Annotated in this window: 13 protein-coding genes and 1 tRNA gene; 7 read left to right on the top strand and 7 right to left on the bottom strand. The window is 61.3% G+C overall.

Annotated features, from left to right (window positions below; all coding sequences use genetic code 11):
• Window positions 1-191: Lrp/AsnC ligand binding domain-containing protein (locus tag DWA01_RS13095; RefSeq protein ID WP_136057748.1), on the top strand; the 191-nt coding region annotated here is incomplete at its 5' end.
• Window positions 192-567: 376 nt separating this feature from the next.
• On the opposite strand, the gene DWA01_RS13090 is transcribed toward DWA01_RS13095, so the two are convergent.
• Window positions 568-1,773 carry a methionine gamma-lyase gene (locus DWA01_RS13090; protein ID WP_114286271.1) on the bottom strand — a complete coding sequence of 402 codons (1,206 nt, stop codon included), beginning with the start codon at window positions 1,771-1,773 and terminating at the stop codon, window positions 568-570.
• A gap of 110 nt (window positions 1,774-1,883) precedes the next feature.
• On the opposite strand from DWA01_RS13090, the gene DWA01_RS13085 reads away from it, so the two are divergent.
• Window positions 1,884-2,339, top strand: a complete 456-nt coding sequence (locus tag DWA01_RS13085; RefSeq protein WP_114286270.1) for an Lrp/AsnC family transcriptional regulator — start codon at window positions 1,884-1,886, stop codon at window positions 2,337-2,339.
• Window positions 2,340-2,490: 151 nt separating this feature from the next.
• Here DWA01_RS13085 and DWA01_RS13080 read toward each other — a convergent pair.
• Window positions 2,491-2,576: transfer RNA gene (locus DWA01_RS13080), tRNA-Leu, on the bottom strand.
• 104 nt (window positions 2,577-2,680) lie between these two features.
• Here DWA01_RS13080 and DWA01_RS13075 point away from each other — a divergent pair.
• On the top strand, window positions 2,681-3,427 hold the full coding sequence (locus tag DWA01_RS13075; protein WP_114286269.1) for a rhomboid family intramembrane serine protease: 747 nt from the start codon (window positions 2,681-2,683) through the stop codon (window positions 3,425-3,427).
• A 15-nt stretch (window positions 3,428-3,442) separates the two neighbouring features.
• Here the strand turns inward: DWA01_RS13075 and DWA01_RS13070 are convergent, their stop codons facing one another.
• The 3 genes from DWA01_RS13070 to DWA01_RS13060 form a co-directional block, all read right to left on the bottom strand.
• Window positions 3,443-3,640 carry a hypothetical protein gene (locus DWA01_RS13070; protein ID WP_114286268.1) on the bottom strand — a complete coding sequence of 66 codons (198 nt, stop codon included), beginning with the start codon at window positions 3,638-3,640 and terminating at the stop codon, window positions 3,443-3,445.
• A gap of 152 nt (window positions 3,641-3,792) precedes the next feature.
• Window positions 3,793-4,581, bottom strand: coding sequence for an inositol monophosphatase family protein (locus DWA01_RS13065; protein ID WP_114286267.1), 789 nt, complete (start codon window positions 4,579-4,581; stop codon window positions 3,793-3,795).
• A gap of 84 nt (window positions 4,582-4,665) precedes the next feature.
• Window positions 4,666-5,577: a LysR family transcriptional regulator gene (locus tag DWA01_RS13060; RefSeq protein ID WP_114286273.1), complete on the bottom strand. Its 912-nt coding sequence runs from the start codon at window positions 5,575-5,577 to the stop codon at window positions 4,666-4,668.
• 137 nt (window positions 5,578-5,714) lie between these two features.
• On the opposite strand from DWA01_RS13060, the gene metF reads away from it, so the two are divergent.
• Together metF and DWA01_RS13050 are read left to right on the top strand one after the other, a co-directional pair.
• On the top strand, window positions 5,715-6,581 hold the full coding sequence (metF, locus tag DWA01_RS13055) for a methylenetetrahydrofolate reductase [NAD(P)H] (protein ID WP_114286266.1): 867 nt from the start codon (window positions 5,715-5,717) through the stop codon (window positions 6,579-6,581).
• 266 nt (window positions 6,582-6,847) lie between these two features.
• Window positions 6,848-7,342 (top strand): PaaI family thioesterase, encoded by a 495-nt coding sequence (locus tag DWA01_RS13050; protein ID WP_235008548.1) that lies wholly within the window; start codon window positions 6,848-6,850, stop codon window positions 7,340-7,342.
• A gap of 363 nt (window positions 7,343-7,705) precedes the next feature.
• Here DWA01_RS13050 and DWA01_RS13040 read toward each other — a convergent pair whose 3' ends face one another.
• Entirely contained in the window at window positions 7,706-8,821 is a 1,116-nt protein-coding gene (locus DWA01_RS13040) for a DUF2235 domain-containing protein (RefSeq protein ID WP_114286263.1), read from the bottom strand.
• Window positions 8,808-11,081, bottom strand: a complete 2,274-nt coding sequence (locus DWA01_RS13035; protein ID WP_114286272.1) for a xanthine dehydrogenase family protein molybdopterin-binding subunit — start codon at window positions 11,079-11,081, stop codon at window positions 8,808-8,810. The genes DWA01_RS13040 and DWA01_RS13035 overlap by 14 nt, the downstream gene beginning before the upstream one ends.
• A gap of 208 nt (window positions 11,082-11,289) precedes the next feature.
• Between DWA01_RS13035 and DWA01_RS13030 the strand changes: the two genes are divergently transcribed.
• Complete coding sequence (locus DWA01_RS13030; protein WP_114286262.1) at window positions 11,290-11,676, top strand: COG4315 family predicted lipoprotein; 387 nt, start codon at window positions 11,290-11,292, stop codon at window positions 11,674-11,676.
• A gap of 68 nt (window positions 11,677-11,744) precedes the next feature.
• On the top strand, window positions 11,745-12,242 hold the full coding sequence (locus DWA01_RS13025) for an RNA polymerase sigma factor (RefSeq protein WP_114286261.1): 498 nt from the start codon (window positions 11,745-11,747) through the stop codon (window positions 12,240-12,242).
• Window positions 12,243-12,386: the final 144 nt, after the last annotated feature.

Below are 12,386 nucleotides of genomic sequence, written 5' to 3'. Positions count from 1 at the left end.
CCTTTCCCGAAGTGGTGGATTGCTGGCTGATGACCGGCAACCGGGATTATCTGATGCGCATCGCCACCTCCGGGCTGAAAGAGTTCGAACAATTTCTCGTCGGGCGCCTGACCAAAGTGCCCGGCGTCGCCTCGATTGAAAGTTCGATCCCGCTGCGCCGCGTCAAGTCGGGGGTGTCGCGCACCCCCTGAGCAAATGCCCCCCAGACCCGATATTCACCAACCAGGTACCCGTTAGCCCGTTGGCCCCTGCCCCGGCGTCCCCTGGTCCGACAGTTCTGGGCCGGTGCTTCACTGGTCCGAAGCGCCCTGACCTGAGGTCCTTTGAGCCGCCCCCTCACTGCCGCCCGGCACTCTGGCCGCCAGCAAGTTGGACCCGATGCCCACCTGCCTGATACCGGCACCCGAACCCCTTTGCCCCGGGGCCCTGTGGCCAGACGCCTTCGCCGCGCTCGGGGGATGCGCTCAGGGGATGCACCAGACCTGAGGCCCACGTCCTGGTGTCCTCAGAGCCGATACCCCACTGCCCCGTGGCCCATTGGCCGCCAGTTCGCCAGCCACGGCGCTTTTATGCGGCGCGGGCCGCGGCCATTTCCGGCAATGCCTGCGCCAGATCCGCCAGAATATCGGCCGCATCCTCCAACCCCACCGACAGGCGCACCAGCCCCTCAGAGATGCCATGCTCAGCGCGTTCTTGCTGGCTGTAGGTCGAATGGGTCATGCTGGCCGGGTGCTGGATCAACGATTCCGCGTCCCCCAACGACACCGCGCGCTGGATCATTTCCAGCCGGTTCATCATGGCGCGGCCAGCGTCAAACCCGCCCTCCAGCTCAAAAGCAATCATCGCCCCAAACGCCGGCATCTGTTTTTGCGCCAGCCCATGTTGGGCAAAACTTTCCAGCCCGGGCCAGGCCACGCTTTTGACCGCCGGATGCGCTTCCAGCATCAAAGCGACCTCACGGGCCGAGGCACAGTGGCGTTCCATGCGCAGCGCCAGGGTTTTCAGCCCCCGCATCACCAGCATGGCGTTAAACGGGGCCATCACCGCGCCGGTCATATCTTTCATACCGTAAAGCCGGATGGCGCTGACCTGTTCATAAGTGCCCACCAGCAGCCCGGCCACCACGTCGCCATGGCCTCCGAGATATTTGGTGGCAGAATGCACCACAATATCAGCACCCAGCTCGATCGGCCGCGTCAGGTATGGCGTCGCGTAGGTGTTGTCCACCACCACGGTGGCGCCGGCCGCGTGCGCGATCTCAGACACGGCAGCGATATCCACCAGCCGCATATTGGGATTGGCCGGGGTTTCAAAATACACCACCTTTGTGCGCGCGCTGATTGCAGTGCGCAGATTGGCCGGGTCCGTCATATCCACATGGCTGACGGTGATGCCGAACTTCGCCAGCCCGTGGCGCATGAAGGAAAAAGTGCAGCCGTAAAGCGTCTTGTCGACGATCAGCTCATCGCCCGGCGCCAGCAGCGTCCACAGCGTCGCCGAAATCGCCCCCATGCCAGACGCCAGCGCCAGGCCGGCTTCCGCGCCTTCCAGCGTGGCGATGCGTTTTTCCAGAATATCCAGTGTCGGATTGGAAATACGCGAATAAAAATGCCCCGGAGCTTCTCCGGAAAACATCTCGCCCCCCGCCTCGGCGGTTTCAAAAGAAAAGGTCGAGGTCAGATGCAATGGTGGCGTCAGCGCGCCCTCATTGTCGGCCGGACTATAGGCGTGGTGAATGGCGCGGGTGGCAAAGCCTTTGGAATTCGTGGTCATAACTGCTCCTCCTGTTTTACCGATTATGCACCAGGTGCCGGGGCGAGAGATTGCCAATACTGCCAGCATCGGGGTATATATTGGCAGATACTGCCCAAGGAGGCCGCATAATGGACGATAAAGACCAACAGATCCTGCGCGTCTTGCAGACCGACGGCCGCATCAGCAACCAGGACCTGGCCGAGCGGGTGAACCTGTCGCCCTCCCCCTGCCTGCGCCGCCTGCGCAATCTCGAAGACCGCGGTGTAATCCGGGGCTATAGCGCTGATGTGGATGCCAAAGCCTGCGGCCTGCCGCTCACCGCCTATATCCGCATCTCGCTCAGCCCGCACAGCGAAGAGACCGTGCGCGGTTTTGAAACCCGGGTGCAATCGCTTGATGAGGTGATGGAGTGCCATCTGCTGACCGGCCGCTCTGACTATATGCTGCGGGTGATGGTCTCCGGGCTGGATGCGTACGAACACTTCATCCGTCACAGCCTGCAGCCGATCCCGCACATCGCCTCTATCGACAGCAGTTTTGTCTATGGCACGGTGAAAAAAACCAACGTCTTTCCGCGCGGTTGAAATCACGCGAAGGACGACCCGACTGCCTTAGCGGCAGACCAGATGTCACGCCCCAGAGCAGGTCAGGCGCCAAACCACACGCACGCAACGATCCTGCGGCCCCCCAAAAGGGCAACATATCGCAAACCTCCGATTTTACCGGCTAAACTCCTGGTACCCGCGGCCGGATTCGAACCGGCACGGCATTCCTGCCTAGGGATTTTAAGTCCCCTGTGTCTACCATTCCACCACGCGGGCCAGGAATGGCGCCACCATAGACAGCTTTTTCGGCGGGGAAAACCACATTTCTGCGCCGGGTTCAAAGACTTGACGCAATCGCCGTTGACCGCCAGGCTTGGCCCATGTTTCCAATCCGCGACCATAACCCGTCACAGCGCACGCCCTGGGTCACCCGGGCGCTGATTGCTGTGAATATCGCGGTATTTTTAGCGACCTGGCCGCTCGCTGGCGACGCGCATGCGCTGTCACAGTTCTACGGCAGTTATGCGCTGATCCCGGCCCGGGTCTTTGCGGGTCAGGGCGGCGAAACTTTTCTGACCTCAATGTTTCTGCACGCAGGTTTTATGCATCTGGCCGGCAATATGCTGTTTCTGTGGATCTTTGGCGACAACCTGGAAGACGAGATGGGCCATACCTGGTTTCTGACCTTCTACCTCGCCGGCGGTCTGGTGGCCGGGTTTGCCCATTTCCTGTCGGCGCCCGCCTCGCCGGTGCCGCTGGTCGGCGCCTCAGGTGCCATAGCAGCGGTGATGGGCGGCTATCTGTTGATGTTTCCCCGGGCAAAGGTCGATGTTCTGTTCATTTTTGTAGTGTTTTTCCGCATATTCGCGATTCCGGCCTGGATCGTCCTGGGCGGCTGGTTCCTGATTCAACTCTATAATGGTCTCGGTGCGGACGCCGACCTGGGCGGAGTCGCCTGGTGGGCCCATGCCGGTGGATTTGTCACCGGGCTGTTGATGGCGCTGCCGCTGTGGATCAGGCGCGGAGGGGCTGGCTGGTGGCGCCGCACACGCGGTGTGCCGCAACATCCGGAAAAAACCTATCGCTCAGGCCTGACCTCAATGCCGCAAATCCGCCGCCGCCGCTGAAATCCCGCGATTGCTTTAGTCCGTACCGACCGCAATCTCGACGATCGCATTGCGGACATTGGTCGCGGTTGTCTCCGACCCGGTTTTGATCGTGCCAATCACGGCCACACCAAGCCCGACGATTGCCGCAGTCAAAACGACCCAATCGACGGTCACTGCAGCGGATTCATCACGCAGGAAACGAAACATATTTTTAAATTTGGTATGAGCCACTTAATATTCCTCCAGGTTGCAGCTAAATAATACGGGCAAACACGGCAGGAATATGACCCTGGTGCGGCAGCGGGCATGTCTTGCCGCACCAGGGAGGTCTGTTTCGGATCGTGGTTACGGCCTGCTTAACGTTAACAGGCGCAACTCGTGGCTCAGGCGCCGCGGATCACTTTGGCAAATGTGTCAAAAATCGGCTCATTGGCGCAGAGCACCGCGCCGTCTTCCAGCACATTGCCATCTTTATTAATGGCTTCGACAAAACCACCAGCCTCTTTCACGATCAGCACACCGGCAGCGATGTCCCACACGTTCAGCCGGCGTTCCCAATAGCCGTCAAACCGACCAGCAGCCACATAGGCCAGATCCAGCGCCGCAGAGCCCCAGCGCCGCACGCCAGCGGTGGCCGGCAGCAAACGCGCCAGATCCTTCAACGTGGTGGGCAGATCAGAACTGCCGGCAAACGGCAGGCCGGTGGCAAACACCGCTTCGATCATCCGGTGACGGCCCGACACCCGGATCCGGCTTTCGTTCATCCAGGCACCCGAGCCTTTTTCAGCCCAGAACAGCTCGTCCTTGGTCGGGTCATAGATCACAGCGGAGACAATCTCGCCCTTGTGCTCCAGCGCGATCGAAATCGCCCAGTGCGGCATGCCGTGCAGATAGTTGGTGGTGCCGTCCAGCGGATCAACAATCCAGCGCCGTGTCGGGTCAATGCCGGCGACTTCTGTGCTCTCTTCAGCACACCAGCCATAGTTGGGGCGCGCTTCCATCAGCTCTTCGCGAATGATCGCTTCGGCACTCAGATCGGCTTTGCTGACAAAATCGCCAGCGCCTTTTGTCGACACCTGAAGGTTTTCCACTTCACGGAAATCCTTTGCCAGCGAACGACCCGCTTTTCGTGCGGCCTTGATCATAACGTTAAGATTAGCGCTGCCCTGCATGTCCGGTGCTCCTTGGGGTTCCAAGCCGCGCGTTTACACCCCCCTGCCCCGTCTGCCAAGAGGCTTATTGGCGGTGCAAAGCCGCTATGCGGGGCCGCGCTGCAGTTTTACCGGCTCAGTACGCGCCATCCGGATCAAATGCGCCATATAAGGTTTGGCCGCATCGTCGCTGCGGATCGCCGCATACATGCGCCGCACCACGCCGTTTTCGGTCAGCGGCCGCACCACATAATCCCTGTTGTTCTTCACCTCATGCAACACCCAGTCCGGCAACACCGTCACGCCGCGGTTGGACGCCACCAGCAGCAACATCACCGCCGTCAGTTCAACCTGGCGGATCGCCTTGGGTTCGACTTTCGCAGGCGTCAGCAATTCGTTGAACACATCCAGCCGCGAGCGCTCCACCGGATAGGTCAGCAACACTTCATCGCGAAAGTCCTCTGCCACAATAAAGTCTTTCTGCGCCAGCGGATGGCCCGCGGCCGCCACAAACATCGGTGCATAATCAAACAGCGGTTTGAATTCAATATCCGCCTGGTGCTCGGGATCAGAGGACAGCACCAGGTCCACCTCTTCCTGGCGCAGCGCTTTCATTGCCTGGAACGCCAGCCCGGGGCGGATGTCCACATCCACGTCCGGCCAGGCTTTGCGGAACATATCCAGCACCGGCAGCAACCATTCGAAACAAGCGTGGCACTCCAGCGCGATATGCATGCGCCCGGTGGTGCCGTCTCTCAGCCCGACAAAATCTTCTTCCAGTGCCGCGACTTTGGGCAGCACCTCTTCGGCCAGGCGCAGGATCTTGTGCCCCGCCGCCGACAGCCGCAAAGGTTTGGAGCGGCGCACGAACAGTTCCACCCCGGTCTGATCCTCCAGGCCTTTGACCTGATGGGACAAAGCCGACTGAGTGATATGCAGCAGATCGGCCGCGCGGGCCAGGCCGCCGGCCTCATGAATGGCTTTGACGGTGCGCAAGTGACGAAATTCGAGGTGCATCTGAATAGAACTCATAATCTTGTTGAGAATTATGAATTTGTCTCACAGGCGGTACCGATTTACAAGTTATCTAACGAATACGACCAGGCCGGGGTCAGATGCGACCTGCCGAATGTTGAAAATGTCAGGATGTCCCGATGATCACGCCGAACGTTTCTTTTGAGTTCTTTCCGCCCCAGTCTCTGGAAGCCTCCTTCCGCCTTTGGGAAACCGTCAAGATTCTGGCGCCGCTGGGACCGAACTTTGTCTCCGTCACCTACGGCGCCGGTGGCACCACCCGCACCCTGACCCATGACGCGGTGGCCACCATTCACAAACATTACGGGCTCAATGTCGCAGCGCACCTGACCTGCGTTGACGCCACCCGCGAAGAAACTCTTGAGATTGCGGAACAATACGCCGAAGTCGGCGTCACCGAGATCGTCGCCCTGCGCGGCGACCCGCCCAAGGACACGGGCCGGTTCACCGCCCATCCCGACGGGTTTGCCGATTCTGTCGAACTGATCGAAGCGCTGGCCAAAACCGGAAAATTCAAACTGCGCGTCGGCGCCTATCCTGACCGTCACCCCGAAGCGGCCTGCGACAATTCTGATGTCGACTATCTCAAACGCAAGATCGACGCCGGCGCCACCTCCGCCATCACCCAGTTCTTCTTTGAGGCCGACACTTTCCTGCGCTTCCGGGACCGCTGTGTCGATGCTGGCATCACCGCGCCGATCATCCCCGGCATCCTGCCGATTGAAAACTGGAGCGGCGTGAAAAAATTCGCCACCCGTTGCGGCACCAAAGTGCCCCAGTGGCTGGACAAGTCTTTTGCCACCGCCCAGCGCGACGGGCGCGAAGATCTGCTCGCCACTACGGTCTGCACCGGGCTTTGCACCAGATTGCTGGAAGAAGGCGTTGAGGATCTGCATTTTTACACGCTCAACAAACCCTACCTGTCACATGAAGTGGCGCATGCGCTTGGCATCAGCCCCAAAGTGACGCTGCAGAACGTCGCCTGAGCCGGGAACCGCACAAAACCCTCACCTGAGAGCAAACGGCGTCAGGGCCTCAGCGGAGGCCGGCGTTGCGTCAGTGCCTCATCAGAGACCGATCGGCGATAGCGCCTCAGCGGAGGCCGACGCCATGTCAGCGCCTCACCAGAGACCGGCGTTGCTTCAGCGCCTCGCTAGAGACCGACGTTGCGTCAGAACGGCTGGCGCGCGGCAGAAACAATTGAACGCACGTTCAGTCCCCGTTAGCCTGGTGGCAATACGGGGACCACAGCATGAACAATATCACATCAGCACCACGCCGGATGTTTGACGCACCGGCCTTTGATTTCCACAGCCGCAGCGGTCTTGATTTTATGCAGACCATGCTGCGCGACACCTCCTACAGGCCGCCAATCGGGGACACGCTGAATTTCACCCTTGTGGCGGTTGATGAGGACCGGGTCGAGTTTCACGGCATGCCTTTGCAGGCCCACACCAACCCGATGGGCGGCACCCATGGCGGCTGGTACGGCGCGGTTCTGGACAGTTGTATGTCCTGCGCGGTGATGACGCGGGTGCCGGCCGGCCACATCTATACCACGCTGGAATATAAAGTCTCACTGGTGCGTGCCATTCCGCCCGAAACGCGCGTCGCCGCGGTGGGCATCGTGCAACACGCCGGCCGCTCCACCGGCATCGCCAGTGGCGAGGTCCGCGGCATTGAAGACGGCAAGCTTTACGCCAGCGGCACCGCAACCTGCCTGATTATGAAAGCGCCACCGCAATAAGCCCGGCCGCAACCGGCCCCGGCCCAACTGCGCTGGTTCTTTGAACGTGCCACTCTTATTCCTGCCCGACACCTTCACCACCTGGCATTCTCGCGGCCCGGCACAGTCACCACCCGCTCACGGCCCGTCACAGTCATCACCCGTGCACGGCCCAGCACACTCACCACCCGGTCACGCTGCTGCACACTCACCACCCGGTCCCGGTGCGCCACAGACACAGCCCGAGCACTGCAGCCATGATCACAGCCCGGTAAGATTTCGGCTGGCACATTCACCTCCCGGCAAGGTCACCGTGCAGCAGGGTCACCGCCCAGCAGTGTCACCACCGGGAAAAATCGCGAACAGGTGATATTGGGATGGCCGCTAAGACAGCTCAGGCGACGACTGCTCCGGTGAGCTCCGCTCAGCCGTACTGACCTGCTCCGCCTCCGCCACTTCAGGTTTCGGCTGCGGCAACACTTCACGGGCGCTGCGATGAATACTTTCAGACGGGTCGAGCCCCACCAGCCGCGCGCGTCGCAGCAAAAACATCTTGCCCCAGCCGCGAAATGAGCCGACCGAAGGCGCGCTGGCGTCACAGGGGAATGGCTCCCGCCAGTCGTCCGGCATCTCCAGCCCCAGGGTTTCGGCCCGCTCCAGCATCCAGACCAGCGGGATATTTGCCAGCGGCCGCGCCTCGCTGAAATCGCCCAGATGACCGCCGACATCGCCATGGGCGCCGCGAAACCACACTTGTTGCACATGGCCGGGCCAGTCCCGGTCGCTGTCCCACATCACCGGCGCATATGCGACGCGGGTTTCATGCAGCGCCAGCGCCTGAAACCCGTGGCGCACCGAGCGGCCCAGATGATGGCTGTGAAACGCATGCGCCGACTCCGACAGCCGCCACAAAAGCGGCAGCTGCAGCCCCAGCGCTTTCACCGTATCCCAGACGCCGATCATTTCGATCTCGACCCGCTCATGGCATTTACGGGCCGCAAAGGCCTGCGCCGCTTCGGTCGCAGGGCCGTTTTCATAGTGGCGGTAGGCAGCCCGCACGTTGCGCTTATTGGTATGTTCCGGTGTCAGCAGCCCGACCATATCAATCATGCCCGCCAGCGACCGCACGGCAAAAGCCCCGCGCGAATAACCAAACAAAAACACCCGGTCCCCGGGGCGGTAACGCGCCGCCAGCACCTCATAGACGCGGCGGATCTGACGGTTGATGCCCCGGCCAAGCGCCACATCCTGCGCCGACTTCCAGCCCCGCCACTGTACCCCGGGCTCATAATGCAGATGCAGCGAACTTCCGGGCATCGCCGCGACCCGCTCCAGCAAGCGGAAGGTGATACCGGCGTTGCTTAGGGTTTCCGGCTCAAGGCTCGACATGGTGCCGTCCAGAATGATCACGTGATCGATACCGCCCCGGGCCCGGAGCGGTTCAGCCAGGGGTTTGCGCCCCAGCCCGATCAGAGATCGCAGGCGCTTAAGGAGTTGCATCCGTCATCGCTTTCCAGACCCTTTGTGGCGTGAACGGCATGTCGATCCGCCGCACACCCTGGTCCCACAACGCATCCGTCACCGCATTGGCCACCGCCGCCAGCGCGCCAACGGTGCCGGCCTCACCGCAGCCCTTCATCCCCATCGCATTGGCAGTGGAGGGCACCGGCTCTGAGACAAATTTGACAAAGGGCACATCCGCCGCGCGCGGCAGGCCATAATCCATGAAAGACGCCGTCAGCAGCTGACCTTCCTCATCATAGACCGTGTGTTCACTGATGGCCTGGCCAATGCCCTGCACCACACCGCCATGGATCTGCCCTTCTACCAACATCGGATTGATCAGATTGCCCAAATCATCCACCACCACATAACGATCCACTTTGACCGCGCCGGTCTCGGGATCAATTTCAACCTCAGCGACATGGGCCCCATTAGGATAGGAGCGCCCGTCCAGCGTTGTGGTGCGTGTAACCTTCAACAGATCGTCCCGGCCGGCCTCACGCGCCTGCTCCGCCACATCCATCATTGAAAATACCATATTACTGTCGGCAATGCGGTAGTTTTCATCGTCAAATTGAAGTTTTTCCGGCGCAATTCCCAATGCTTGGGCCAGAAACGCCGCAAACCCGTCCACAAGCGCGCCAGCGGTGGCGAGCGTGGCAGTGTTCTGGGTTGTAACCGAGCGCGAACCGCCAGTGCCGCCGCCCTTGGCAATGCGGTCACTGTCGCCCTGAATGACGTCAATCAGCGCCGCATCGATGCCGGTCTGATCCGCCAGAAACTGCGCATAGACAGTTTCATGGCCCTGGCCATTGGACTGGGTGCCGACAAACAGATTGACCCGGCCGGCTGCCGTGAACTCCACCGCTGCGGTTTCCTCCGGATCGCCCAGAATGCTTTCGATGTAATAACACAGCCCCTGGCCGCGCAATTTCCCCGCCGCCGCACTTGTGGCCCGCCGCGCTTCAAAACCGCTGCGGTCGCTTTCCGCCTCACAACGCGCCAGCACTTTGTGGAAATCGCCCACGTCATACATCTCGCCGGTGGCACTGCGATACGGGAACTGATCCTGGCGGATAAAGTTTCGCCGCCGCAGCTCCCACGGGTCCACGCCCAACGCGCGCGCCGCCTGATCCATCGCGCGTTCCAGCGCAAAAATAGCTTCGGGCCGCCCGGCACCCCGATAAGCATCCACCGGCGTGGTATTGGTGAACACACCTTTGACCCGCAGCAAAGTGGTCTGCAGATCATAAGTGCCCATCAGAACCTTCGCGAACAGTTCCGACTGGATGAACTGAGCGAATGGCGCGTTATAGGCGCCCAGGTTGGACACCGTATCCACCGCATAGGCGGTGAGCCGGAAATCCGCGTCAAATCCCAACCGGCACAGCGACACCAGATCGCGCCCGGCATTGTCGGTCTGCATCGCCTCTGAGCGGTCCGACATCCAGCGCACCGGTCGTCCCAGATCGCGGGTCGCATGGGCAACGGCGAAATATTCCGGGTAGTTCATGCCCTTCATGCCAAAACCACCGCCCACATCCGGGGTGGTGACCCGCACCTGCTCCGGGTCCAGCGCAAAAAACTTCGCCAGTTCGCTTTTCAGGCCCCAGACGCCCTGGCCGGTGAAATCCATATGCAACCGGCCGTCGGTGATCTGCGCCCAGCAGCCGCGTGGCTCCAGAGAATTGGCGATGACGCGGTTGTCGACCACCTCGCATTCCACCACATGGGCCGACGCTGCCAAAGCCGCCTCAACTGCGGCCCCGTCACCTTTTTCAAAATCATATGCCAGATTGTCCGGCGCCGCCTCATGCACCGGCGCGCCGCCCACAACCGGGGCCGCCTGCACCGGCAGATCGTCAAAATCAAACCCGATCAGCTCGGCTGCGTCGCGCGCGGCGGCGATGCTCTCGGCCACCACCATAGCGAGAGCTTCGCCCACATAGCGCACCCGCCCCTCGGCAAGCACCGGACGGCGCACCCGCACGCCGTCCTTCACTGTCGCAGCGGAAACGGTGGCTTTTACGCCGGCGTCCAGCAGGTCCTGCTGACAATAGACCGCATGAACGCCCTCGGCTTCGCGCGCATCAGACAGATCAAGCTCGGTGACCAGCGCATGGGCCACAGGTGAGCGCAGGAACCAGGCGAACAGCGCCCCCTCAGGCGCCTGATCATCAACATACTGACCGGTGCCACGCAGAAACCGCGCATCTTCAACCCGTTTCACCGGTTGGCTTTTACCAAATTTATCCACTGTGTCCTCCTCGGTATCAGCGGAAACCTTAACTGTGAACCGCGCACTGTCCAGCCCGGAAGCGCACAGGGGAGCAATAAAGATAATCATAAAATCAAATGCTTACAAAAAACTTATTGTGAGCACGGAATAAAACACACCGCCCGGTTGTTTATCTCTTTGTAAGCCGGTGCAATTCCGCCCCGGCCGCGTCATAAAGGATGCCCCTATGACCCTGAAAACACTTGCCCTCTCCGCCACCCTTACCCTTGCTGCCAGTATCAGCTTCGCCGGTGGCATGGTGGAAGGCGTCAAATCGATGGACACCGCCAATGGCATGGTGCTGACCGACAGCAACGGCATGACGCAATACACTTTTGACAAAGACTCCGGTGGCAAATCGATGTGCAACGGCGGTTGCGCCGTCAAATGGCCACCGCTGATGGCCGCTGACGGGGCTGTGGACCACGATGGTTTCACCGTCATCACCCGCGATGACGGCTCCATGCAATGGGCCCATGATGGCTGGCCGCTTTATGGCTGGATCAATGACAAAGCCATGGGCGACATCACCGGCGACGGTGTCGGAGGTGTCTGGCACCTTGCGCGTCCCTGATCCACATGCTTAGCCTGAACCGGGACGGCAGCCCGCCGTCCCGGACCCGAAGGACAGCGCTGCACCGCATGAACACTGACCCGTTTCAGACCGAGCTGCAAAGCTGCCTGCCCGATCTGTGGCGCTACGCCTGTGCGCTTTGCCGCGACCGCGACCTGGCCGATGACCTGGTGCAGGACTGTGCCGAGCGCGCCCTGCGCAAACGGGCGCTGTGGCGGCCGCGTGGCCCGCTGAAACCCTGGCTGATGAAAATGCTGCTGAACCTGTGGCGCAACCATTGCAAGAAACACGCCCGCAGCGCGGCCCTGCCCGCTTTTGACCCGGCTGGCGATCTGACCCTGGTGGCGCCGGACCATCTCAGCGGCGCGCTCGATCTTGGCGACACGGCGCGGGCGCTCGCCCAGCTGCCTGAAGAACAACGCGAAGCCCTGCTCACCGTGGTGCTGGGCGGGCTCAGCTACAAAGACGCCGCCCGCACGCTTGGCATCCCTGCCGGCACCCTGATGTCGCGCCTTGGCCGCGCCCGCGCTGCCCTGCGCCAGGCGATACTGGAGACCCCGGAATGAAAATCACCTATGACATTCTGCAGGCCTATGTGGATGGCGAACTGGACGCGGCGCTGCACGCCGAGGTCACCGACTGGCTGGCGCAAAACCCTGAAAAGGCCGCCGAAATCGCTGACTGGCAAGCCCAGAATGAGACCATCAACG

It is taken from the genome of Candidatus Halocynthiibacter alkanivorans, assembly GCF_003333265.1.
GTDB lineage: Bacteria > Pseudomonadota > Alphaproteobacteria > Rhodobacterales > Rhodobacteraceae > Halocyntiibacter_A > Halocyntiibacter_A alkanivorans.
This window is presented reverse-complemented; position numbering and strand designations above follow the sequence as displayed.